The 24,205-nt window shown below is 71.3% G+C and carries 15 protein-coding genes and 2 pseudogenes; 6 read left to right on the top strand and 11 right to left on the bottom strand.

What is annotated here, in order from left to right:
• Positions 1–159 precede the first annotated feature (159 nt).
• Complete coding sequence (locus O7609_RS05275) at positions 160–405, bottom strand: hypothetical protein (protein ID WP_269733744.1); 246 nt, start codon at positions 403–405, stop codon at positions 160–162.
• 305 nt (positions 406–710) lie between these two features.
• Between O7609_RS05275 and O7609_RS05280 the strand changes: the two genes are divergently transcribed.
• From O7609_RS05280 to O7609_RS05290, 3 genes are all read left to right on the top strand, one after another.
• Positions 711–1,637 carry an NADP-dependent oxidoreductase gene (locus O7609_RS05280; RefSeq protein WP_269733745.1) on the top strand — a complete coding sequence of 309 codons (927 nt, stop codon included), beginning with the start codon at positions 711–713 and terminating at the stop codon, positions 1,635–1,637.
• A 142-nt stretch (positions 1,638–1,779) separates the two neighbouring features.
• Positions 1,780–2,739 carry an AraC family transcriptional regulator gene (locus O7609_RS05285; RefSeq protein ID WP_269743141.1) on the top strand — a complete coding sequence of 320 codons (960 nt, stop codon included), beginning with the start codon at positions 1,780–1,782 and terminating at the stop codon, positions 2,737–2,739.
• Positions 2,740–2,822: 83 nt separating this feature from the next.
• Positions 2,823–3,476, top strand: coding sequence for a LuxR C-terminal-related transcriptional regulator (locus O7609_RS05290; protein WP_269733747.1), 654 nt, complete (start codon positions 2,823–2,825; stop codon positions 3,474–3,476).
• 158 nt (positions 3,477–3,634) lie between these two features.
• Here O7609_RS05290 and O7609_RS05295 read toward each other — a convergent pair whose 3' ends face one another.
• The 5 genes and pseudogenes from O7609_RS05295 to O7609_RS05315 all read right to left on the bottom strand — a co-directional run.
• Positions 3,635–3,871: a hypothetical protein gene (locus O7609_RS05295; RefSeq protein WP_269733748.1), complete on the bottom strand. Its 237-nt coding sequence runs from the start codon at positions 3,869–3,871 to the stop codon at positions 3,635–3,637.
• Between the two features lie 10 nt (positions 3,872–3,881).
• The gene (locus tag O7609_RS05300) at positions 3,882–10,829 is read right to left on the bottom strand and encodes a polymorphic toxin-type HINT domain-containing protein (RefSeq protein ID WP_269743142.1); all 6,948 of its coding nucleotides are present in this window, start codon (positions 10,827–10,829) and stop codon (positions 3,882–3,884) included.
• Positions 10,830–10,937: 108 nt separating this feature from the next.
• On the bottom strand, positions 10,938–14,588 hold the full coding sequence (locus O7609_RS05305; protein WP_269743143.1) for a LamG domain-containing protein: 3,651 nt from the start codon (positions 14,586–14,588) through the stop codon (positions 10,938–10,940).
• A 53-nt stretch (positions 14,589–14,641) separates the two neighbouring features.
• The gene (locus O7609_RS05310) at positions 14,642–15,994 is read right to left on the bottom strand and encodes an FG-GAP repeat protein (RefSeq protein WP_269744311.1); all 1,353 of its coding nucleotides are present in this window, start codon (positions 15,992–15,994) and stop codon (positions 14,642–14,644) included.
• Positions 15,995–16,057: 63 nt separating this feature from the next.
• Positions 16,058–16,813: pseudogene (locus O7609_RS05315) on the bottom strand (D-Ala-D-Ala carboxypeptidase family metallohydrolase); the annotation flags it as partial.
• A gap of 547 nt (positions 16,814–17,360) precedes the next feature.
• On the opposite strand from O7609_RS05315, the pseudogene O7609_RS24700 reads away from it, so the two are divergent.
• Together O7609_RS24700 and O7609_RS24565 are read left to right on the top strand one after the other, a co-directional pair.
• Positions 17,361–17,618 (top strand): annotated as a pseudogene (locus O7609_RS24700) (peptidoglycan-binding domain-containing protein); the annotation flags it as partial.
• 75 nt (positions 17,619–17,693) lie between these two features.
• Complete coding sequence (locus O7609_RS24565) at positions 17,694–18,254, top strand: peptidoglycan-binding domain-containing protein (RefSeq protein WP_443072228.1); 561 nt, start codon at positions 17,694–17,696, stop codon at positions 18,252–18,254.
• A gap of 76 nt (positions 18,255–18,330) precedes the next feature.
• Here O7609_RS24565 and O7609_RS05325 read toward each other — a convergent pair whose 3' ends face one another.
• The 3 genes from O7609_RS05325 to O7609_RS05335 form a co-directional block, all read right to left on the bottom strand.
• Positions 18,331–19,374 (bottom strand): helix-turn-helix domain-containing protein, encoded by a 1,044-nt coding sequence (locus tag O7609_RS05325; RefSeq protein WP_269733752.1) that lies wholly within the window; start codon positions 19,372–19,374, stop codon positions 18,331–18,333.
• A gap of 277 nt (positions 19,375–19,651) precedes the next feature.
• Entirely contained in the window at positions 19,652–20,191 is a 540-nt protein-coding gene (locus O7609_RS05330) for a hypothetical protein (protein ID WP_269743145.1), read from the bottom strand.
• Positions 20,192–20,260: 69 nt separating this feature from the next.
• Positions 20,261–20,923: an NADPH-dependent F420 reductase gene (locus O7609_RS05335; protein ID WP_269743146.1), complete on the bottom strand. Its 663-nt coding sequence runs from the start codon at positions 20,921–20,923 to the stop codon at positions 20,261–20,263.
• A gap of 305 nt (positions 20,924–21,228) precedes the next feature.
• Between O7609_RS05335 and O7609_RS05340 the strand changes: the two genes are divergently transcribed.
• Positions 21,229–22,221 carry a phospholipase gene (locus O7609_RS05340; RefSeq protein WP_269733755.1) on the top strand — a complete coding sequence of 331 codons (993 nt, stop codon included), beginning with the start codon at positions 21,229–21,231 and terminating at the stop codon, positions 22,219–22,221.
• A gap of 324 nt (positions 22,222–22,545) precedes the next feature.
• On the opposite strand, the gene O7609_RS05345 is transcribed toward O7609_RS05340, so the two are convergent.
• Entirely contained in the window at positions 22,546–22,941 is a 396-nt protein-coding gene (locus O7609_RS05345) for an ArsR/SmtB family transcription factor (protein ID WP_269743147.1), read from the bottom strand.
• A gap of 97 nt (positions 22,942–23,038) precedes the next feature.
• A complete protein-coding gene (locus O7609_RS05350) occupies positions 23,039–24,202 on the bottom strand; it encodes an acyl-CoA dehydrogenase family protein (RefSeq protein ID WP_269743148.1) in 1,164 nt (387 codons plus the stop codon).
• Between the last annotated feature and the right edge of the window lie 3 nt (positions 24,203–24,205).

Here is a 24,205-nt window from a genome sequence, read left to right on the forward strand (position 1 = left end):
CCCCCGGCCGGAGCACCAGGGCTGGCCCGTGCGTCCGTCCCGGCCGAGGATGCCGAGCAGGCGGCGGCGGTCGTGCGTCGGCGCGTTCCAGCCCCCCGGGGGCGGGCCCCTACCCCGCATCCACTCCGCCGGACGAGCGCCGGGGGCCGCGTGGGTGCGTCAGGCCCGACGGTGGCGGCGCAGCACCTGGTAGCCGTTCCAGAGCAGCATGCCGAGCGGCACGCCGCCGAGCGTCATGACGGCGATGGCGATCAGGACGTTCTGCACGCGCTCGCCGTCGGCGTCGGACGCGTCGGCCTCGCCGACGACCCGCCCGTCGATGACGACGTTGCACCGCACCGTCTCCGAGGGCACGCAGTCCGGCTCGGTCTGCCCCAGCAGGCTCACCCCGAAGCCGACCACCACCGCCGCCGCGACGGTGCCGAGGATCCACCCGACGACCTTGGCCCCGGCCCCGGCCCGGGCCCCGTTCCCCGACCGCCGCCCCCGGACGCCCCCGCTCCTGCCCGCGCAGCCACGAGCCCCTCCCCTCCTCGGCAACCACCCTGGCGGGACAGGGTAGTTGCCGAGCAAGAGACCCCCAACCACTCCGTCCGGGCACCAGGTAGACGATGAGACATTTTTTCGCGGCCCATGGATATTCATCCGCTCAACGGATCTTTCTAGAGTCGAAGACGTCAACCACCCCGAACTCTTGAGGAGTCGTCGTCATGCGTGCTGTTGTGCAGAAGTCCTTCGGTGGACCGGAAGTCCTCGAGGTCGCCGAGACCGACAAGCCCGCCCCGCTCGGCGGCGAGGTGCTCGTGCGGGTCCACGCCGCCGGGGTGAACCCCGTCGACGTGGCCGTCCGCTCGGGCATGCTTCCGCTGCTGGGCGAGCCCCCGTTCGGCGTGGGCTGGGACATCTCCGGTGTCGTCGAGGCTGTCGGCCCGGGCGCCCGGTTCCGCCCCGGGGACGAGGTCTTCGGCATGCCTTTCTTCCCCCGGGCCGCCAACGGGTACGCCGACTACGTCGCCGTCCCCTCCCGTCAGGTGGCCCGCAAGCCCGCCTCCCTCGACCACGTGGCCGCCGCCTCCGTGCCGCTGGCCGCGCTGACCGCCTGGCAGGGCCTGGTCGACGCGGCGGCCCTGGGTGAGGGGCAGCGCGTCCTCATCCACCGCGCGGCCGGCGGCGTCGGCCACTTCGCCGTCCAGATCGCCAAGGCCCACGGCGCCCACGTCATCGCGCTGACGAGCGCCGCCAACGAGGGCTTCGTCCGGGAGCTGGGCGCCGACGAGGTCATCGACTACCGCACCACCGACTTCACCGAAGCGGTGTCCGGCCTCGACGCCGTCCTCGACTCCAACTCCGAGGGCGAACGCTCGCTGAGCGTCCTGCGGCCGGGCGGGACGCTCGTCAGCATCATGGAGCACTGGAACACCGAGCTGGCCGCCCGCGTCGAGGCGGAGGGCCGCCGCTTCGCCGGGGTGAGCGTCGAGCCCGACTACGCCTCCCTGGAGGCGATCGCCGTCCTGATCGACAAGGGTCTCGTCCGCCCCCACGTCTCCGAGACGGTACCGCTGGAGGAGGCCGCCCGGGCCCACGAGCTGGTCGGCTCCGGCCGCACCCGCGGCAAGGTCGTCCTGACCGTGGCGTGACGACTCGGGCCTGTGTCGGGGGACGGCCGGGCGCCGCACGACCCCACGGTCGGCGGCCCCCGGCCGGGCCGGCTCCCGGCCGACGGGCCTATCGTGGGCACTCGCGCCGACGAAGGGCGGCGGGGACGAAGGGGGCGGACGGGTGGACATCCTGACCGAGGCGCTGGGATCGATGCGGACGGGGTCGCCCGCCTCCGTCCGCACGACGGGCCACGCTCCCTGGGGGCTGCGCCTGCCGCCGGTGGCCGGTGCAGGGTTCCACGTCGTCCTGTCGGGCGCCTGCTGGCTGGTGCCGCTGCGGGGCGCACGCGGTTCCGGGGCCGTCCGCCTCGACACCGGTGACGTCGTGTTCCTGCGGGACGGGCGCGGTCACATCCTGGCGGACCACCCCAGCACCCCGGCCCAGGACGAGAACGACTGCCGGTTCACCCCGGGCTCGCCGCTCGGCACGGTCACCCTCGGCGGCGACGGCCCGCCCACCAGCCTGCTGTGCGGCAACTACCACCTCGACCAGTCCCGCCCGCACCCGCTCGTGCACCAACTCCCCGAGCTCGTCCACCTCTCGACGGCGGACGGCCGGCACGCCGACCTCGCCGCCGCCGTCAGGCTCCTGCGCGCCGAGCTGGACCAGCCCCGCATCGGGGCGGCCGGGATCGTCCCGGCCCTCATCGACTCGCTGCTCCTGTACATCCTGCGGGCCTGGTACGAGGGCCAGCCGCCGGAGTCCGCCGAGGGCTGGGCGGCAGCGCTCCGGGACGCCGCCATCACCCCGGCCCTCGCCGCCCTCCACGCGGACCCGGCGGCGCCGTGGACGGTGGAAGGGCTGGCCGCGCGGGTCGGCCTCTCCCGCGCGGGCTTCGCCCGCCGCTTCACCGCCCTCGTCGGTGAGCCGCCCATGGCGTACCTGACGCGCTGGCGCCTGACCCGTGCCGCGCAGCTGCTCCGCGAGTCCCCGGCGTCCCTGGCCACCATCGCCGCCCGCACCGGCTACGGCTCCGAGTACGCCTTCGCCAAGGCCTTCAAGCGCGCCTACGCCCAAGCCCCCGGCGCCTACCGCCGCGCGTCCCGTGGCGGCCCCCGGCCCCTCGACCTCGCGGGGTGACCCGATCGTTCGGCGCCTGGAACCGGCGACAGGTAGGTTCCCCTAAGAACTTGAGGCTCGCAGCGAGGTGAAGGGGCGTCATGATGCCCGGTGACACAGTGCGGGTGGCCCTTCTCGACGCCCACCCCGTGGCCCTCGCGGGGCTCGAGGCCTGGTACGCGGCCTCCGGGAAGCCGATCACGGTGTGCGCCAAGGGTGGCGACGTCTCGCTGGCACTGGCCGGACCGGGCCGCGAGGCCCACGTCGTCGTGCTCGACCTGCACCTGTCCCCGGGGCGGTTCGCCTACGAGGAGCTGAAGACCCTGGTCGCCCAGGACCGCCAAGTGATCGTCTACGCCCCGCAGGACAGTCAGGCCGCGGCCCAGACCAGCCTCGACCTCGGCGCGTTCACTTTCCTCACCAAGGCCGAGGGGGAACGCCACCTGGTGGAAGCCACCCTCGCTGCGGCCGAGGGCGCCCCCTACACCTCACCGGCGCTTGCCGCCACGCTCGGCGGCGCTTCCCAACCAAGTCGGCCGATGCTCGCGCCCCGCGAGGTGGAAGTCCTCCTGGAATGGTTCCAGTCGGACTCAAAGACCGAGGTGGCGGCCGCGCTCGCCATATCCGTACGCACGGTCAACACGTACCTCGACCGCATCCGCGTCAAGTACGCCGACGCAGGCCGCCCAGCCCGCACCAAGGCCCACCTCATAGCCAGAGCCGTCCAAGACGGCCTCGTCGCCCTCGACGAGCTATAAGCCCTGCAGCGCCGACGCCATTGACCCCGACGGCCCGACCAACCTCACCCACCGCCTCCGCAGCTTCCTCCGCCAGGGCGTCATTCCCTGCATCCTGAAAATAAAGCCGGGTGTGTCGCTCACAACAAAAGCAACACACCCGGCAATGACTAGTCCGGTCAGACCAACCTCTTCGCCGCCTCCTCAATTGCCCATTGCACGAGCTTGGCACTCACAGGTTGATCAACGAGCCGTACAAGCAACTCCTCGGACCCTTCCCTTCGGAAAACCTCAAGGATTTCCACAATGACACCACGATCATCCCTGGAGCGAAACTCGATAATAATCTCATCCGAATCAACCGGCGAGAACTCCACGACTTGAATTTCACATCCGGGATGACTGTCGAAATCCACGAAATCGCTCCTAGTCGAGGAAACCCATGAAACCGAGCCTTCCATCGGTGACCCAATACCTGATTCCTCTGCGATCAGTGCTTCGCAGCTCCAGAAGGCTACTCTTGTACTTTCGTGAGTAGTAGTGCTCTACCGTGTCGAGGCTGGCAAATATCTCATCCTGCACCTGCCTGCCAAGGGCGTTCCACGCCTGCGGGTTACGCTTCCCCTCAGGAACCGGCCACCTACCAGGAACGTAGGATCTACGCCCTGGCCCTGAGTGCTTCTCAAGCGCGCGTCCCGCATACTCGTATTGCCCTCGCTTGTCCTTCGGGTCGATTTCGTGACCGCGTCCCCGTGCTTCTGAGAGAAGGTCATCGTAGATGTCGCCGCAGTTATGGACCAGGACCGGCGTAGCGCCCGCCAGGGCGTAGTACGTGTGGAGGTCGCTGACGGTGAGGTTGTGGACCGTGGCTTGCTGGGTCCAGCGCTGGACCGCGGTGATCTGGACGTAGGTGCCCGCGCTGGTCTGGAGCCACTGGCCGCGCTGGAGGTCGGTGGCATCGAGCCACTCGCTTAGCTCGGGGACCCAGAACGGGTGGCCGTCGGTCGCGGTGACGGAGGCTGTCTCCTCGTCCCGGTCGCCGTCGAGGTCGATGGTGACCTTGACGAGGTTCTTGGCACCCGAGCCGGTGATTTCCGCGGTGACCGTCTCGACTTCGGTTTCGCCCGTCTCCGGGTCGGTGGCAATGACCTTGTCGCCGAGTTCGACGTCCTCGATCGGCTTCGTGGAGCCGTCGGCCATCAGGACCTGGGTTCCGGGGACGAAGCTGTTGCCGGCGGGGCAGCTACCGCCTTCGGGGCCGTCCGGACTCTCAGCTCTGTCCGGGCGGTCCGGGCTGTCGGGTTCGTCGCCCCTGGAGGACCGGTTGTCCCTCGCTCGCTTCTTGGCCGCGGCGAGTTTGTCCTTGGCCTTGCTGAGCGCCTTGGAGTGCTTCCACATCCCCTTGACGCCGGAGGTCAGGTCGCCCAGCAGCCCCCAGACACGCTTGACCATGCGTGCGCCCTTGGCCCACTGCCAGGGTGCGCCGTACTTGGCGAGGATCTTGCCCGCCAAGCCGCCGACGAAACTGCCTGCGATGTTGAGTGCCGTCTCGCCGCACGCCGCCAGGTCACCGCTGGAGAAGCAGTCCATCGCGGCGTTGATGCCGAGGACGTCCTTGGCGATCTCGACAAGTTCCGCGGCCGCGTCGATCGTCTGCTGCCGGGCCGAGTTGTACTGGGTCTGGGTCCGGGTGACGTCTCGCTGGGCGTCTCTCTCATCCTCCGTAGGGCCGCTGTTGCTGCTCTTGTTCCTCCACCAGTCCATCGGCATCGGTGCATACCCCGAGCCCGCACCGATCCCGATGTACAGCAGACCCGACGGGTCGGAGTTGGTGACCGGGCTGTTGTTGGCGTAGGCGTAGCCGTTGACCTGTTGCGGGTCGGTGTAGTCGATGATCGGGTCGACCGAGATGAACTTGCCCAGCTCGGCGTCGTACTGGCGTGCCCCGATGTGGGTGAGGCCGGTCTGGCTGTCGATCGTGCCCCCGACGTAGCCCTTCTCGCCGGGCCACGTGCCCGTGGGCGTGCCCCGCTTCTGCCCGTAGGGGTTGAAGCGGCGCTGCGCGACCTGGCCGGTCTCGGAGTCGACCGCCAACTGGGCCGTGCCCTGGTGGTCGGAGGCCAGGAAGGACAGCTTGCCGTCGTCCGTGCGAACGGCGACGGTCTGGCCGCCGTAGGAGTAGTAGCGCGTGGCCTCGACCGTCGTGGAGCCGTTGGCCAGCCGCAGCTCCATGCCGGGCAGGTAGACCGTGGTCGAGGTGGCGTCGCGCCGCAGGACGCGACTGCCGCCGGCGTTGTAGACGTAGGTCGCCTCGTCGCCGCTCGCCTCGGTGGACTTGCTCAGCTTGCCCTCGGCGTTCCACTCCAGGGTCTGGGTGTCGCCACCGATGACGCGTTGCGTGGTGTTGCCGGTCGCGTCGTAGGCGTAGGTGAACTGCTGGTCGACCGTGGGGCCGTCCTCGACGACCTTGGTGACCGCGTGCGGGCCAGCGTCGCCCTCACCGTAGGTGTAGGTGCGGGTGACGTCCTGGGCCGGGTCGAGACCGGCGTCGTGGTGGACCTCCTGGGTGCGGTTGCCGATGGAGTCGACGGTGTACGACGTCCAGTAGGGCGCCGGGCCGCCGAGGGGGGCCGTGCCGGGAGACGCGTCGCAGGCGGTCGGGCTGGTGCCGCCCAGCTGGCCGCCGACGGTGCCGGAGCCCACCGCGGTCTGGGCGTCCGCCGACGGGGTCCACGCCTCGGTGAGACGCCGCCCGGTGTCGTAGGCGAAGCACTGGACGTCGGGGAAGGCGCCCGCGGAGTCCGCGATGGACAGGATGTTGCCCACCTGGTCGTAGGCGTAGTCCGCCGAGCGGACCGGGGGCTCCTGCGAGCCCAGGTCGAGCTGTGAGCGGGTCAGCCGGTCGGTGCCCTTCTCGTAGGAGAAGGTCTGCCACAACGTCTCGTCCCCCGCCATGTTGAGGGTGAGCTGCTGGAGCAGGCTGGTCGGCGAGTACCTGCTCTCCTCGACCAGGGGGACGTTGTTCACCGACATGCTGGACGCGCGCTGGAGCTCGTCGTAGTCGTAGGTGAGGGTCTCCGCTTCCAGGCCACCGACCGCGGGCATGCCCGAGCTCTGGAGGGTGCCGTCGCGGTTGTAGTTCTCGGTGAAGGTGTAGACGCCGCCGAGGGCACCCTCAGAGTCGGGGACCTGGTAGGCGGTCTTCAGCGGGCGGTAGTACTCGTCCACGGACTGGACGACGGAGGCGAAGTAGTCGCTGCCGCCGTTGACGTAGCGCAGCGAGGCGTACGGCTTGCCGAGCCAGCCCGCCTTGTCGTAGCGGGTCTCGGTCAGCTTGGTGCCGGTCTCCGGGTCGCCCTCCCAGGTGGAGGTGGCCCGGCCCAGCTGGTCGTAGACCGTGGAGGTCTTCGTGCCCCGGGCGTCGGTGGTGGAGACGAGCTGGTCCAGCTCGTCGTAGGCCATCGTGGCCGTCCCCGCGTCCGGGTCGACGCTCTTGACCTTGCGGCCGAGCTGGTCGTACTCGTAACTCCAGGTGTTGCCCTGGGCGTCGGTGACGGTTTCCAGGCTCCCGGCCGGGGTGAAGGTGTAGGACGTGAGGTCGTAGCCGTTGCCCGGTCCGGCCGCGCCACCCGGGTTCGGGGTGTCGCCGTCCCAGTGCCGGATCTCGGTGGTCTGGCCCGCCGCGTTGGTGACGGTGGTGGTGGGGACGCCGCCCTCGGGCGGGTCGACGTGGGTGTACTCACCGTCGTAGGTGGTGGTGGAGCTCCACTGCTCGGCCCCGGCGACCGCGAACGTCTGCTTCGTCGGGCGGCCCAGGCCGTCGTACTCGGACAGCGTCTGGGCACCGACCTCGCCGTCGGAGACCAGCAGCAGCTCCGAGGACGGGGCGCCGAGGGCGTTGTAGGTGGCGGTGGTCTTCCAGACCTTGCCGGTGCCGTCGTAGTGGGCGTCGGCGACCATGCGGGTGCCGTCGGGCCCCTCGGTCTGCTTCTGCCGGGGGCGGAGCAGGCCGTCGTAGAGCTGGTACTCGACGCCGTAGGTGCCGCCGATCTCCAGTTTCTCGGTCTTCACCGCGACGGGCTTGTCGGCCCGGACGTCGTAGGAGTACTTGATGCTCGGGGTCTGGGACGTGGCCCGGTCCGGCATCCACACCGAGACCAGGCGGCCCATCGGGTCGTAGGCCAGGTCGGTGCGCTTGCCGTTGGGGTCGGTCTGACCGCTGGACTGGCCCCAGGCGGGGGCGTAGTCGGTGGTGGTGACGTGCCCGAGGGCGTTGGTGACCTTCGTCTGCGAGATCAGACCGCCCACGTCGGTGTACTCGGTCGTGGTCGTCGCGCCGCCCGCGTCCGTCTGGGAGGTAGGACGACCGAAGGCGTCGTACGCGGTGGTGCCGGTTTCCTGGTAGGTGGCGGTGGTGCCGTCGTGGGACGTCAGCCGCTCGGTCGTGGTGGGGTCGCCCTTGGTGGGGGCGTCACCGAACGCGCCGCCGTCGTAGGCGGTGCGCTCGTCCGCGAGGACCTGGGTCGCGCGGTCCGGGGTGGCCGAGCAGGCGACGGACACTTTCTCGCTGCGCGAGGGGAGCTCGTACATGTTCTGCGCGGGGTTGTCCGCGTACCACATGCGGGTACAGGTGTCGTCCTCGGTGGTGGAGACGTCACCCAGTTCCTCGATCTCCGTCGCACGTCCGGTGCGGACGGAGGTGTCGAAGGTGGTGGTGGCCTTCGTCTCGCGCCAACTGCCGTCGGACAGCAGCTTGTAGCCGCGGTTGACGCGCGGGCGGACGATCGTCGCGTCGGTCGTCTTCCACGGCTTGGTCTGGGTGGCGGTGACGTGCTTCCACGGCTCGGAGATGGTCTTGGCCACCACCTCGCCGCCGTCGTACGTCGCGGCCTCCAGCTCGAAGCCGCTGTACTCCTTGTGCCCGGTGTAGGTCTTGCCGGTGGAGTCGGTGACGGTCTCGGTGCGCGTGCCGCCGCCGGGCTTCTTGTCGCCGTCGAGGCCCTGGAGGAAGGTGTAGTCGATCCGGGTGGGCATGGTCTGGCCGTCGCCGCTGGTGACGGTGACCTTGCCGTAGCCCTGCCACTGGTCCCAGGTCAGCATCTCCTCGTCGGTGATGCCGTCCTTCTCGCCGTGCCGCCAGCCGGCCGGGCCCTGGTAGTCGTACCGGGTCACGAGGTCGCGGGCGCCGCCGGTGCGGTCGGTCTGGATGATCTCGGCGACGACGTACTTGTGGAACCAGTCGGTGATCGGGTCGATGTAGCCGGGCGGGGCCCAGCGCACGGGGTAGCAGCGCTTGGTATGCTCACCGGGCTCGGGCAGCGCGTCGGCGGTGCACTCGGTGGGTGCGTAGTTGACGTCGAGCTGGGTGCCCGTCTCGGTGAGCACGTTGCTCAGCCGGAAGCGGTGGAAGGGGGCGATGTTGTCGCCGTCCTTGTCCACACGGTTGACGAGCTGCTCGCCCTGGAGTTCCAGGGAGGGCAGCGCGGACTCGCCGCCGACCTTGCCGGCGTGGTCGATCTTCGACAGCCACAGCGTCTTGGAGTCGTCGCCGTTGTCGGTGAACAGGTGGGTGAACGTCCAGGCGTCGACGTCCTGGTAGGCACCGTCGCCGGTGTGCATCTGGGTGGTGATGCCGGTCAGCCGCTTGCGGGTCCAGAAGGTGGCCGATGCCTGGCTGGCGTCGCACTTGGTGTCGGCCTTGCAGTAGCGGTCGACCGGGGTGTCCGGCCAGTGCGCGGCGTTGTCCTCGGTGAACTTGCCCGCCGCGCAGTCGAAGTCGGCCGTGGGCAGGCAGCGCTCGGCGGTGGTGAAGACGACGCGGGCCGCGGGGTCGCTGGTGAAGACCTCACCGTCGCGCTGGCCGTAGTCGATGCGCTTGAGGTAGCCGCCGCGCGTGTAGGCGGTGCCGTTGACGTCGGTCTTGCCGTTCAGCGCGTAGCGGTTGGTCTCCTTGCCGTACACGTACGACATCACGTTGCCGTGCGTGTCCTTGACGTAGTCCAGGTTCCAGCGCCACGCCTGCTTGCAGTGGGCGTCGGCAAAGGTGGCGTCGTAGCACGGCTCGCCGGAGTCGTCGCCGAAGACGGGTGTCGTCCAGGTGGAGTTGGTCACCTCGTCGCCGGAGGACCAGCCGGGACGGCGGTTGAGGCCGAAGTGGTACTCGGTGCCGTCGGTGGTGGTGACCTTCCAGTGCTCACCGTTGTCGTCGCCGTTGGTGGCGCCGGTGAGCTTCTCGATCCGGGCGCCGTTCTCGCCGGTGAGGTGCCACTTGCCGGTGTCGTCGTCCTTGATCAGCTCACCGGAGGCGCCGTCGAGCATGATGGTGGCGTTGTCGAACGCCCAGCACTGCTCGGCCGAGTTGTCGTGCCCGTCGTCCTTGCAGGGCTTGTAGCGGCGCTCGATGTAGCCGGGTTCGTAGGAGAAGCCCTCGCCGATCCAGGAGCCCTGGTTGTTGGTGGCCGAGGTGCGGCCGTCGACGGCCTGGGAGGAGTAGCTCAGCCCGATGCTGGGCTTGAGCCCGCCCGGGGTCGGGACCGTCCGGAAGGGGTAGTTCCAGGAGAACCCGCCGGAGGACTTGGCCACCGACCACTCCGCCGACGGCGAGAGCGGGGTGGCCTTGTAGTCGCCCTGCGCGGAGGAGTCGCCCGCGCTGACGGCCAGCAGGGGCGTGGGCTCGACGGCCTGGGTGGACAGGCCGTCCTCGGCGCCCTGCGCCTCGACGGTCGCGGTGAGGGTGCGCTCGCCGGTGTCGTTGCGGGTCGGCAGGGGCTTGGGGAGGTCGGGGCACTTCTCGCTGCCCGGGGTGGCGAACACGGCGCACTCGGGGAGTTCGACGAGCCGCAGCCGAGCGCTGTAGCCGCCGCCGTAGGCCTCGGCGAACTCGCTGTAATTCACGGAGAGTTCGACGGGCGCGGCGTCCGCCTCACCGTCGGTGCGGGTCACCTTCAGCAGCGCGGCGCTGCCCGTCTCGGCGGCCTGCTCGCGGCCCAGGGAGGAGACGCGGACGCTGGCCGGGTCGGCCGCGTCCGTGTCGGCGGTGGTGACGGTGACGGGGAGGCCGCCGATCACGGTGGGGTCACCGTTCCCGGCACCGACCCGGACGGTGGCGCTGGCGGCCTCGGGCCAGTCGGCGTCGCCGAGGGTCGTGACCGCGGCGTCCCGCGCGGGGTCGGAACCGCGCGGTTTCGCCTCGGCGTTCCTGCCCTCGGCCGGGTCGCCGAGGTCCTGGACGTCGGGCCGGCCGTCGCCGGAGTCGTCGAAATAGACGAGTTGCACCAGCCCCGTCGTCACCGCGAGGCTCAGCCCGATCGCGATCGGGCCCACCGCGCGGCGCGGTATGCGCCGGGTGAGCAATCGTCCTCTGAAGGACTTCACTGGGTTTCCACTCCCTGAGTCTGCCTGTGCAGGGCGTTGCGTGAGAGGGGGACGGCGGCCGGGCGGGCCGGGACCGTCGGGTGACGGCTCCGGCCCGCCCGGGCCGCGTCAGAGGTCCGGCGTGGCGGTCAGCGACGCCATGTGCCGGACGGCGACGGGGTCGGCGGCGCCCGCGTAGACCCGGACCTCGTCCAGGGCCCCCGCGAAGTACTCGCTGCCGCCGCCGGTGGCCGAACGGCCGACCTGCAGGCCGCCGGTGGCCGCCCACAGCGTGTCGTCGGTGGCGATCGCCGTGTCGGCGAGCTGGCCCTGGACGTACAGCCGCAGCTCGTTGGCGAACGCGTCGTAGACGACGGCGAGATGCTGGCCCGAGCCGCCCGTGGTGGGCAGCTGCTGGTCGTCGGTGACCTTCACCGTCGACGCCGTGGCCGCGTCCTCCTCGGCCACCTCCAGCTCCCACTGTCCGGTGGCCGCCTGGTAGCGCACCGCGAACCGGTCGGCCGCGGCGCCGGGCAGCGAGATCACCGTCTGGGACTGGGCCGGGTCCAGCGTGGTGGGCTGGGCCCGGACGGCGACGGTGAAGCTGGTGTCGCCGCCGACGGGCGGGGCGCCGGTGGCCGCGTAGGCGCCGGTGCCGTCCAGCTCCAGGTGCCCGTCGCCGACCAGCGCGGCCTCGTCGAAGAGCGGGTCGGCGGGCTGGTAGATCGCCGCGTTCCCGGCCAGGTTCAGCGGCCCGCCGCCCTCGTGGACGTTGGGCGAGGCGCCGTCGGTCGCGCCGTCCAGCATCCAGTAGCCCTTGCGCTGCGCCTTGACGGTCATCAGCTCGGCCACCTGTGCGGCGGGCAGCACGCGGGTGAAGGCCCGCACCTCGGCCAGGTCACCGTGGAAGTGGTCCCGGTAGCCGACGCGGTCGAGCGACCGGCCGATCTGCAGCGGACCGTAGGAGGTCCAGGACGAGTGGCGGCGGGCGCTGCCGCGGTCCTGGTCGTTCACGTAGAGCCGCAGTTCGGGGCCGCCGGTGGCGTGCGGGTCGTAGACGCCGGTCAGCAGCACCCACTGGTCCAGGACCGGGGTGACCCCGGCGCTGACCTCCCACCGGCCGAGCGAGTCGATGTCGGAGACCGGGGTGGAGAAGGTCCAGCTGCCGGCGGCGGCGTCGAAGCCGAGGACGAAGCCCGGCTCGCCGGTGCCGTCCTGGCTGACGACCGTCATGTCGCGGTCGAGGGAGGCCGGGCGCGCCCAGGCGCTGACGGTGAAGCCCTTGCCGGTGTCGACCACCGAGTTGCCCGCGTCCAGGTAGGCGCCGGCGGTGCCGTCCAGCCGGGCGGCGTAGTCCGCGTGGCTGCCGGGGCCCGGCACGCCGAGGGTCACGCCGTCACCCACGGTGGCGGGGTGGCGGCCGGACTCGTCGTGCGCGTCGGGCGTGCCCGGCGCGTCGGCCAGGTTCCACTGTCCGGCGGCCGGCTCGCCGTCGGTCACCAGGAACTCGTGCTGCGCCCGGGTGCTGGAGTTGTTGGCCTTGTCGTACGCCTCCACGGTGACCCAGTGCCGGCCCGCGGACTGCGGGGTCCACGTCACCGAGACCGCGCCGCCCGCCTGTTCGGGCGCGAGGCTCTGCATGGGCTCGCCGTCGAAGGCGTAGCGGTACTCCACGACGTCGCTGTCGGGGCCCGCGTCGTCGGGGTTCGGGGTGAAGGTGAAGGTTCCCGCGGTGCCGACGCCGTGGTGCCAGATCCCGTCGTCCGGGTACTGCTCGGAGTCCACGATCGGGGCGCCGGGGCGTGAGGTGTCGTAGACGAACTCGCAGCGCTGCGGGGTGCCGTCGCTGCTCCAGCCGCCCCAGGCGTCGCCGTCGTAGGCGCGGGCGGACCAGTAGATGACGGTGTTCTCCGGGATCGTCTCCTTCACCTCGTGGGCGAAGGTCGTCCCGGGGTTGGGTGCCTTGTAGACCGTGTCGTAGGTGTACGACTGGTCAGTGCCGGAGGCGTCCTGCCACGCCAGCTTGAACTGGACCTTCACCTTGTCCGTGTGGGACGAGGAGTGGTCCGGGTCGCGGGCCTCGGCCCGCAGGACGGGGGGCCGCTCGACGTAGGGACGGCCCTCGCCCCAGACACAGGCCCCACCGGGGTCGGACGACATCAGCGTGTGGTCGACCTGCCTGGGGACGGTGTTGTACTGCACCGACAGATACGCGTTGCCGCAGATCCGCTTCCACTCCGCGACCCGGCTCTCGTCCGCGGCACGCAGCCCGAGCGACAGCGATGACCAGTCGCCGTCGGCCGCCGCCTGCACCTCGTCGGTAAGCTCGCCGCCCTCGAAGTGGAGGTTGGCCTGGCTGGAGCAGGACGTCGGGGAGATCTTCTTGTCCACCGTCGCCAGGTGGTCGTCCCAGTCGTCGTGGGTGTTGGACCAGTCGCTGGAGGAGGTGACCTTGTAGTTCTTCCCGCCGATCCGGTAGAGGCGGATCGGTTCGGCGCTCGCGTCGGCCCAGTACACGTGGGCGACCCGGGCGGAGAAGGTGGCCTTGATGATCTGCTTGCCCTGGAACGCGGACACCGGCATGGTGAACAGCCCCCGGCGCACGCCGACGCCGTTGCAGCCCACCGGGTTGTAGTCCGTGGGGCACTTGCCGACGCCCTGGCTCCCGGAGTACTTCCAGGCCTGCGCGGAGGGCTTGCCCGACATGACGTTCGTCCACGCCGAGCGGCTGGCGGTCTTCTGGATCGGGTCGATGACGACGGGGAAGACCGTGTCCTTGCCGCCCAGCAGCTTCTGGTCGGGGATCAGGGCGAGTTCGCCCTTGCCGACCTCGACGTCGACCGGAGCCGTCCGGCCACCGTCTCCCGGGCCGCGCAGCGCGGCCTCCGCGGCGGCCCCGTCCACCTTGCCGGTCTCTCCCGTGGTCGCCGCGGTCGCCGCAGCCGTCTTCGGCGCGGCGGGGACGGTCGCGGGCTTCTCGGCCGCCGCGGGCTGAGACGTGGCGGTGGTCCGCGGTGCGGCGGAGTCCCACATCACCGGCTGGCCGGCCTCGAAGACCGTGCCGCCGACCGCCGAGTCCGTCATGCGCAGGGCGCCCGAGGCGTTCTCCTCGACCTTCACCCCCTGGGTGCCCATTCCCAGCTCGATCCGCTTCAGCGCGGGGTTCCGCGCCGCCTCGGGCGTCTTGACGACGAGGAAGTGCCCCATACCGTCGACCTCCGCCCGCACGAGCAGGTCGACACCGGGCAGCACGTCGGTGTAGGTGGCGGTGTCGCCCTCGACGCTCGGCTCGGGCAGTCTGCCGCCCGGCCAGGTCAGCGAGAACTCCCGGCCCGCCTTGCGCATGCGGGCGAACGGGCCGTCGCCGCCGTCGGAGAACTCCAGCTCGACGGTGGACGCCTTGGGCGACCACCCGCCGTCCTCGCGCTGGGTCAGGGTGGGGTCGACGTCCACCCAGGCGCCGTCCTTCACGGTCTGGACGGGCTCGGTGTACTCGACGGCGGTGAACGTGCCGTCCGGGTCGGCGAAGACCTTGCGGCTCTCCTGCCGCAGGGCCGTCACCTCCACCCGTTTGCCGCTCTTCTCCGCCTCGGCGCGGGCCTCGCGCTCGGCGTCCGTCACCCCGGCGTCGGCGGCGGCCTCGGCGACCGGCTGCTGGCTGGGCAGCGTGGTCATACCGGTGCCGAGGACGGCGAGGGCGGTGGCGGCGGTCAACGCGATGCGTACGGTGCCGCCGAGGCGTCCGCGTCTGCGGCCGCCGCTTCGTCTGGGTCTGGTCACGAGAGTGCTTTCCCGGGTCGTCACGGTGTCATCGCCTGGCCTGTGGTCGTGCATCAGCGCACCACCGCGCCGAACGCCTGCCGCTCGGCGGGCAGTCCGCCCTCCCCGGGCTTCCACGAGACGGCGGCTTCGGTGCCACCGACCAGCACGTTGCTCCAGGGCAGCGCGTGGACGCCGTGCCGCTCGGCCGTGCCGTAGGGGGTGGCCACGTAGAGGTGGTCGGTCGTGGTGTGGAGGCTGGAACCGACGTACTCCCGCAGGCCGTACGGTCCCGGCAGGCCCTTGCGGCCGGCCTGGATCCACTGGTCGCCCGCGCCGGGCACGCCCGTCATCGGGAAGACCTGGACGGCGCCGGTGTCGCGGATGCCGGCCAGGTCCTCGCCGGGCACGCCGACGGCGACGGTCACGGTCTCGGCGCTGTCCGCCGCGCCCGGTGCGAGGTTGGCCATCGCCAGGTGCTGGCCGAACTGGTCACCCGCCTCGCTGTCACCGATCACGTCCGCGACGTCCTGGCTGAGCTCCGCCCGCTGCTGGACGCCGCCGGACGCCGTCACCTCCAGCAGGACGACCCGGCCCGCGGCCTCGGCCCCGGCGACCTCCTCCCCCGGCACGCCCACGGCGAGCAGGGAGCGGCCGGCGGAGGTGCTGCCCGCGGGCCGGTACGTGGTCATGGCCAGCGCCGCGCCGAAGCGGTCGTTCGCCTCCGCGGCGCCTCCGACGCCCTCGGTGTTCTGCTCGACGCCCGCCAGCGGGGTGGGGATGCCGTCGCCGTTGATCGTGTGGCCGAGGAGCTGCACACCGCCGGAGAAGGTCTCCGTACCGATGGCCTCGCCCGGCGCGCCCACGGCCAGGTGGTGCCCGGTGGCCGCCACCGCGTACCCGAAGCGGTCGTTCGCCTCCACGATGCCGGGGACCCCGGGCTTGTCCTGGTTGACGCCCGTGTTGACGGTGCCGCTCAGGTAGTGGGCGTGGCCGGCGTCCACGACGGAGCCGAGGTCCTCGCCCGGTACGCCGATCAGCAGGTAGGGCGCGCCCTGAGCGGTCTCGCCGGCGGCCAGCGCGTAGCCGAACCAGTCCCCCGCCTCGGGCGCCGCACCGCCGATGCTGCCGCCGCCCTGGCCCTGCGTCAGCTCACGTGTGGCCTCGCCTGCGCCCAGCCCGTCGGCGCTGCCGTAGACGACGTGCACGGTTCCGGCGTCGGCCTCGCCCGCGACGTCCGCGTACGGGGAGCCGACCACCAGGTCGTCGTAGCCGTCCCGGTTCTCGTCGTAGACCGCCAGCGCGCTGCCGTAGCCCTCCCCGGGCTGCGGGTCGCCGGGGACGCTCGCGGAGCCGCGGGAGAGCTCGGCGGTGCCGCCGTCTCCGTAGACGATCCGGACCAGACCCGCCCCGTTCGTCCCGGACACCGCGGCCTCCGGGTCGGCGATGGCGGTGTCCTGGGTCCCGTCGCCGTCGAAGTCGGTCGTGGCGCACGCGGGCGCCGTCCAGGTGCGGTCGGCGCGGCCGTCGAGGTGCAGCCGCGCGCCGTGGCCGGCCTCACCGGGGGCGAGGATGCCGTTGAACCCGTGGTTGCGGGCCTGCTCGGCCAGGGTGCACAGCTCGTGCGGGTCGGCGGCCAGGTCGGCGGCGTCACCGTACAGGTGGCGGCTGTCGGCCTCCCCGCCCTGGGCCGTGTTGCAGTCCGCTGAGCGGAATCCGTCGGTGACGGTGATGGGCTGGTCGCCGAGGGAGTGGCGCAGCGCCTCCAGCTTCCACATCAGGCGCTTGGTGTTCTCCCGCGCCTCGGTGGCGGGGACGCTGCCGCCGCTGTAGTCGGCGTTACAGGTGTTGAGCTCGCTGAAGGTGAAGTGGGCGGGAGCGCAGTCGGCGCTCTGGAGCTCGTAGATCTTGTCGAAGGTCTCCGTGCCGGCGATGCCGTCGGCGGCCAGCCCGTAGGCGCTCTGGAAACGCTTGACGGCCTGGGCGGTGGCGGGGCCGTACTCGCCGTCGATGTCGAGCGTCCTGCCGTAGCCAGGGTAGCCCGCTACGCGGATCTGGAGTTCGGTCACGTCCGCGCCGGACATGCCCTGGTTGAGCGTGCGGTCCCAGGTGAAGCAGGTGTCCGCGTAGGCCACTTCCGTCGTCGCGGCGGTGCCCGCCGGCACGGCGACGGCGAGGACCACCACCGAGAGCAGCGCTCCCGCCGCCCGTCTGAGCCGGTGTCTCGAAGCTGATGTGTGTGCCATGAGGGGGTCAGCAACTCCCTTGGATCGGTGGGGACTGGTCCGTCGACGGACGGGTCCGCGCAGGGCGGACCGCGGTACCGGCGAAGCCGGCGGTGTGTGGACGTGCCGCCACCTCTCCCCGTCGGGCGCGACAGCCGTGGGCCGCGGCGGGGCCCGCGCCCGGTGGCTGGACGGGCGCGGTACGCGTGGCTGAGGTGGGCGAACGGCACGTCCGCTCACACCCGTTGGGCGGAGCGGACGCGGCGTGAGGAACGTACAGGTGGTTTTCGCGAGCTTGTGACGGTCAAACGACCCTCACCTTCACAGAAGTCTGTCGATACTCCGGTGTCCGCCCCCTCGCGGGACGCGTCCCGGCGGTGGACATCCCGTCCCGCGGTGTCCCATGTCCCGTCACCGTCCCGCGAGAGTGGACGTCTTTGCTGGTCAGAGCCTACGAATCAAGATCTTCATCCCGCGTTTTCCCGCCTTGCCATGGAGACGGCGGCGGTCCGGTCCGGGTCAACGACACTGAGCCGCGTTCCGAAGAACCAGAAAGAAAGAAGTCCGCATGAGACGCCTCCCGGCAGTGGTGGCCGCCGTACTGACCGCCGTACTCGCGACGCTGCTCTCCTCCCCCACCGCGCAGGCGGCCGACTGGCCCGTCGTCGGCAGCGGCAGCACCGGCCCGAACGTGACCGCCGTACAGCACCTGCTCACCGCGCAGGGCTACGGCACGGCCGCGGACGGTGTCTTCGGCAGCGGCACGACGGCCGAAGTCAAGAGCTTCCAGAGCGACCAGGGCCTCACCGCCGACGGGTACGTCGGCCCGGACACCTGGCCCGAGCTGGTCGTCACCGTCTCCGGCGGCCACGACGGCAGCGCGGTGAAGGCCGCGCAGGTCATGCTGAACAAGTACGGCTACGGCCTGGTCGTGGACGGCGACTTCGGCCCCGGCACCGACTCCGCCGCCCGGGACTTCCAGTCCGACCAGGGGCTCGCCGTGGACGGGATCGTCGGCCCCGACACCTGGCGCGCCCTGGCCTCCGGGTCCGGCTCCGGCGGCACCGACGAGAAGCTGACGCACGCCCAGGCGGCCGCCATGTTCCAGAGCGCGGGCATCTCCTGGTCCTCCTCCGGCAACTGCTCGAACCGGTACAACAGCAGCTGCACCTCGTTCGACCAGCTCCGCCGCACCAGCGCCGACGGCGTCATCGCGTTCCAGCGGGCGAGCGGCTGCACGGTCCACATCACCGGCGGCACCGAGACCGGCCACGCCAGCGGCACCTACAGCCACTGGAACGGCTACAAGATCGACTTCGCGCCGTACTCCTGCGTCAGCGACTACGTCACCGGGACGTTCGACTACCTCGGCACGCGCTCCGACGGCGCCGCGCTGTACGAGTCCGCCTCCGGCAACGTCTACGCCCACGAAGGCAGCCACTGGGACGCCACGTACTACTGAGGGGAACGGGGGTGGCCAGGCGCCTTTGGCCCCGCGGCCGCCCCCGTCCTCGGCGCCGCCTTCCGGTGAGAGCGGGTCAGCCGTCGCGCACCGACTCGTCCTCAGGCTCCACCGGAAGCGGCGACGCCCCGCCCTGGCGCGTGCAGATCTCGCGCCCGTCCAACAGCTCCGCACAGGCCCGGACCGCCGCCGGGTACGGCGCCTCCACCATCGGCGAGTAGGTGTCGCTGTCGTAGCTGATCGCCCGCTCCTGCGTCCCCCCGTCCGGACCGACGACGCGCGCGACGTCCCCCACCTGCGCATCGGTGACCCGGGCCCACGCGGCCCGGCAGGCGGGGCTCCAGCGCAACTCCACGTACGCGCCGTCGACCTTCTCGGCCGCCGCCGTCCAGACCCCGACGTGGCAGCCGAGCCGCTGCGGGTCCTTCGACCGGCACTCGAAGTCGGTGCAGCCGGGCAGTTGCAGATCCCCTGCCTGCGCGGCCTCGCTGCTCCCCGTGGGCAGCCAGCCCGCCACGAACCCGGCGGCGAAGCTGAGCGCGGCGACGCCGCCGATCACGGCTGCCCAGGGCCACCGGCGCCGCCGGGCCCTCGGCGGCGGGCCGGGCGTCACTTCCGTCCCCGGGGCCGGGGCCGGGACTTCGGCCTGAGCCGACGTCACTGCCTCGCCTCCGGACCGCCCCGCGCCCGGCGTCTGGGCCGGGGCTTCGTCCCGCGTCCCGGTCGGAGCGTCGCCCCGCGCCTCACCCCGCGCGCGGGCCGGAGCCTCGCTCTGCGCGTCGCCCCGCACCCCGGCCTGCGCGTCACCGCGCCCGTCGCCGCTCTCGCCCTCGGGCCGCTCCTGGTCCCCCTGTTCGGTCCCGGCTCCCGCTGACCGCTCCGCCAGAGCACGCAGAGCCAACAGCGACTCCGGAGGAACCCCGGTGGCTTCGGCGAACGCGGTCACGGCCTGCTCGGGCGGCAGGGCCTTGGCGTTGAGGTAACGCTCCCAGGACGACTTGCTGTAGCTGGTGCGGCGAGCCAGGGCCGCGAGGGTCAGACCGCTGGCCTTGCGCAGCCTCCGCAGTTCCCCTGACAGTTCCGGCGCCACCGTGCGCGCACTCCGGCGCTCCGCCCCCATGTTCCCACCTTCGCGTATCGCTCCGGCATGCGCGACGACAACATCCTGCCCCTTCACAGGGTCCTGCTATCGCGTCAAACGATTCTCATCCTAGCCACCAGCCCGACCACGCGACCAACGTGGTGCTCCGACCTGGCCGATGCCCCACGGCACCGGGAGTCGGGTCCACGCGAGGCTCCGCGGCGGCTCCGCCGAAGACGACGGGCGCCTCGCGCGCGCACCTTGCCCGTACCGACGAGGCACACACATGAGCAGGGGTGCTCACTCCGGGGCCTGACTACGAGCCCGTCCTCTCCAGCTCCGCGAGCCGGTCGAGAACCCGCCGCGAGAGCTCGGCCGCCGTCAGGCGGAACGGAGCCAGGCGGAACGGCGTCCAGCGGTCCCCGGAACCGGGCTTCAGCGACGCCGAGAATCTGAGGCGCCCTCTGCTGTTGGGTTCGCCCGCCATCTCGCCGAACGCGCGGCTCGGCACCAGCCACGCGGTCATGATCGCGCCGCGCTCCACGTCCACCGCGACGAACAGCATGTCCAGGTCGGAGCGGGCCGTGAAGGTCTGGGACCGCACGTTCGCCAGGAACCGGCCCTCCCGGACCTGTACGCCGGTGGACATGCGGGCCTTCACCTGTACCGCAAGCGTCGCCGAACTCCCGCGCCGGTGGAAGACGAGGTCCACGCCCTCGTCGTCGACCAGGGACGTCGAGACGTTCAGCTCCCCCTCCGTCGCGAGGATGCAGGAGGCGGCGACCAGATGCTCGGCGGCCTTCCCCATGCGTGCCGCGGACGGGCTCTTGTCGAGGTACGCCGCGTCGTCACTCATGGTGGGCAAACTACCCGACCCGGCGCGGCTGAACGACTGTGGGGCAGAACGAAGTTGACCGGCCGGCACTCAGCCGCTGAAGGCGGCCGGGCGCTCCGGAGCGGCCTCGGCGAGCGCCTTCACCACAGCCTCGGCGCCGGCCCGCAACCCGTAGACCGGGGTGCCGGGCTGCTGGCGCCAGGAATCGTCGGTGCCGCCGCCGTCCACGGTGTCGAAGCCCAGCTCGTCGACGAGCGCCCGTACGGTCGCCTTGGCCGCCTCGTCGTCACCGGCGACGGGCAGAGCCATGCGCTCCGGGCTCCCGGCGGGGCGGGGCTTGTCGAGGATGTCCTCGGCATAGGTGCCGTTGAACGCCTTCACCACGGGGTGGCCGAGGTGCCGCTCGACCCAGCGGCTCTCCGTGAGCCCCTCGTCCTCGACGGCGCCGATCCGGCCGTCGCGCTGCCGCGGGTAGTAGTTGCACGTGTCGAGGACGGCGAAGCCCTCGGCGGCGCCGTCGAAGAGGTTCTCCGGCAGGTCCGGGACGTTCTTGAACGGGATGGTGACGACGACGAGTTCGGCGCCGCGGGCGGCCTCGTGGGCGCGGACGGGCGCGGCGCCGGTCTCCTCGGCGAGTGCGCCGAGGGTCTCGGGGCCGCGCGAGTTGGCCACCCGCACCTCGTGGCCGAGGGCGGTGAGGCGGCGGGTCAGGTTGCCGCCGATGTTGCCGGCGCCGATGATTCCGATCTTCACGTGGACCTCCGGGGGCGCTGCTCGACGTCGGGTGGGACGAAGCACCGAGGGCCGTGCACGCACCCTCGGCGGCTTCAGTACCTTCAGGCGCGGGTTCCCCTCCCGCCGGGCGACATGCGTCCCGTCAACGGCGGCACGGACCGGGGGCAGTCGCCCACGGACGGCGACCAGAAATTACCCGTGGGTAATTTAACGTACAGTGCTGCGCGCGGAGCCGCGTACCGCCGGCTGTACGACAGACGGCCACCGCACGACAGACGGGCTGCCGGAACGGTCAGCCCGGGCAACGGAAAGGACCCGTCCCCATGGCCGCCCCACGTCGGCTGCGCACGCTCCTGCTCCCGCTGGCCCTGGTCGTCGCCACGGCCACGCTCGGCACCGGAGCCGCGAAGCCCGTGCCGCAGCACGTTTCGCCGAGGACCGCGCCCGGCCCCGCCGAGCAGCGCCCCACCTGGGCCATCGCCCACCGGGTGCTGACCACGGGCGGGGTGACCGCGGCACTCGCACACGGGGCCAACGCGTTGGAGATCGACGCCACGGCCTGGCGTGACGGCTGGTGGGCGGACCACGACGGCACCCTCACCAGCTACGGGGACTCCCTGCCCGACATGTTCGACCAGGTGGCCACGGAGCACCGGGCCGGACGTCACGTGTCCTTCGTCTGGCTGGACATCAAGAACCCCGACTGGTGCGACAGCGACGATCCCGAGTGGCGCCACTGCTCCGTCGCCGCACTGCGGGACCTGGCGCGCGAGAAGCTGGAGAGCGCGGGCATCCGCGTGCTCTACGGCTTCTACGGCGAGGAGGGCGGCGCCGGCTGGAAGGAGGCCCTCGGCGATCTGAACCCCAGGGAAGCCGTGAGCTTCAGCGGCGACTACCCCGAGGTCCGGGACGGCTTCGCCGAGCACGGTCCGGACCTCCCCGCCGACCAGCGGGTGATGGACAGCGGCCTGTTCGCCATGGCACTGAAGTTCGACGACATCCGGGAGGCGCTGGAGGCGGGCGGCCGGGCGCGGGACGCCGGCGAGCTCGCACGGACCGTCGGCTGGACGGTAGGCAAGGGGGACGGCGAGCGCGCGGGTGCCCTGCTCGACACCGCCGACGGGAAGGCCGCCGTCGACGGCCTGATCTACGGCAGACGGCTGTCGTGCTACCCGGACGGCGACAGCGGCCCGAGGGGCTGCGGCACGGACGACAGCGGGGTGCGGGAGTCGCTCTCCTACATCACCGACTACGTGGACACCCACCCGGAGACCCGCCGCATGGCCACCCCACGGGACATCCCCTTCGGCGGTTGACGCGGACGCACCCCGTCGGGTCGCCCGGAGCCGGGCCGGGCGACCCGGCGGCCCGTCCCGGCGCACCCTCGCGCACCACGCCCTCCGCCCGGCCTCTTCCGTCGTGCGTCGGCTCGGACGGGACGGAACGGGGCGGGACGCTCCGGGGTCACTCCTCGCGTTCGGCCTCCCGCGCGGCCACCCCATCCTCGTGCGCGGACACCGAGGTGAGGGCCGCCGACCGGTACATTGCTCGCCGTGCTCGACAGCGAACGGCTGCGAGACACCGTCAGCTGACAGCGCACCTGTCCGCGGCACGGCCGCAGCCGGGTGCCCTTGCGGAAGTCACTCCGAACGTCTCAGGCCCATAGTCCGGGTGAGCTGCGCGGGGAGGACCTCTGCGAGGGGTGCCAGGGCAGCGGGTACGACCTTGTAGTACACGGACGTGCCGCGGCGCTCGGATATCAGCAACCCCGCTTCCCGGAGCTTCTTGAGATGGTGGCTGACGGTGGGCTGGGAGACGCCCACGTCGGCCACCTCGCAGACACAGGCTTCCCCGCCCTCATGGGCGGCGACGTTGGAGAAGATGCGAAGACGGACGGGATCGGCCAGGGCCTTGAACACCGCCGCGACGCGGACCGCGTCGGCCGCGGAGAAGGACTCGGGGAGAATGGTGGGCACACACACGTCTTCGTCGGCCCGCTGGATCCCGACCTCGCCCGAAGTCTTCAATTTCGACATGTGTCAATGTTGACACCGGATCAGGACAAGTAACAACGGACCCCTTGCCCGCCGGTCAGGGAATGGCCGACGGGCAAGGGGTGGCGATGCTTGCCCGTCAGCCGCGCCGGGGCTCGGGGAGCACATAGCGGTTGAACATCAGTTCCCTGAGGACCGCGTCGCCGCCCTCAACGATGGAGACGTACCGGACGTCGCGGAGCAGCTTCCCGATCACATGCTCGCGGGTGAAGCCATGGCCGCCGAACATCTCCGAACCCTCGCTGGCGATCTGCCATCCGGCCCGTCCGCAGTACATCTTGGCGGCCAGTGCCGACCTGAGCGTGCCCTGCCGGACGAACGTCGATGCCGCGTCGGTGCCCGCCATGATGGCGTCGAACTCCCGGGCTGCCGCGCGGCACTGGCTCTTCATCACCTCGATCCTGGTCTCCATGTCCCCGAGGCTGTTCATGAAGACGGGGTTGTCGACCAGGTAGCCGTCGTAGAGGGGTTTGGCCTCCGCGTACTCCATGCACAGGTCACGGACGCGCCGGGAGACGCCAATGGCGGTGGTGGCGATGAGGATACGGCTGGCGTTGAGTGCTACCTCCAGCAACCGCAGCCCCGGGCCGTGCAGGGCGTTGGCGGCGGGGACCCGGCATCCTTCGAGGGCGACCTCGTAGGTGCCCGAAGCGCGGAGGCCGATCATCTCCCAGCGTTTGAGCTCGCGCACGCCAGGCGTGTCCCGCGGGACCAAGACGGCGAGGAACTCTCCCGGGTTCTCCGCAGACCTTCCGACGACGATGAGGAAGTCCGCGAACCCGGTATTGGTGGAGAAGTACTTCTCCCCCTCGATGACCAGTTCGTCACCGTCCCGCGAGATGGTGGTGCTGATCTTCGCCAGCTCGCTTCCGGCCACCCGCTCACTGCCGAGGGTCGCGCAGAAGCCGCCGTTCCCGGCCAGGGCCGTCAGATAGCGCTCACGGAGTTCTTCACTGCCGTAGAGCTGGACCATGCTGGTGCCGAGGATCGAGATGAAGAGTGTGAAGGCGGCGCCAGCGTCGCCGTAGGCCAGTTCGGAGACGATGTCCACGCTGTCTTCGAGGCTGATCCCCGACCCCCCGTACGCCTCGGGAAGCCACCAGTTGGCCAGGCCCTGGTCATGGAAGCTCTTGTAGAGGGGCAGCGGGGCTTCTTCGAACCCGTCGAGGTAGTCCTGTTGCCCGAGCAGTTCCCGTTGAGCGAAGGAGCGCACGCTGGGAAGCACGTCGTGTGAGGTGTTCACGTG

It is taken from the genome of Streptomyces sp. WMMC1477 (assembly GCF_027460245.1).
Taxonomy (GTDB): Bacteria; Actinomycetota; Actinomycetes; order Streptomycetales; family Streptomycetaceae; genus Streptomyces.

Bases quoted from the DNA above. Each gene is read 5' to 3' on its own strand.
- O7609_RS05280 (WP_269733745.1), top strand. From the start codon at position 711: ATGCGTGCTGTTGTGCAGAAGTCCTTCGGTGGACCGGAAGTCCTCGAG.
- O7609_RS05290 (WP_269733747.1), top strand. From the start codon at position 2,823: ATGCCCGGTGACACAGTGCGGGTGGCCCTTCTCGACGCCCACCCCGTG.
- O7609_RS24565 (WP_443072228.1), top strand. From the start codon at position 17,694: ATGCTGAACAAGTACGGCTACGGCCTGGTCGTGGACGGCGACTTCGGC.
- O7609_RS05325 (WP_269733752.1), bottom strand. From the start codon at position 19,374: ATGGGGGCGGAGCGCCGGAGTGCGCGCACGGTGGCGCCGGAACTGTCA.
- O7609_RS05330 (WP_269743145.1), bottom strand. From the start codon at position 20,191: ATGAGTGACGACGCGGCGTACCTCGACAAGAGCCCGTCCGCGGCACGC.
- O7609_RS05340 (WP_269733755.1), top strand. From the start codon at position 21,229: ATGGCCGCCCCACGTCGGCTGCGCACGCTCCTGCTCCCGCTGGCCCTG.
- O7609_RS05345 (WP_269743147.1), bottom strand. From the start codon at position 22,941: ATGTCGAAATTGAAGACTTCGGGCGAGGTCGGGATCCAGCGGGCCGAC.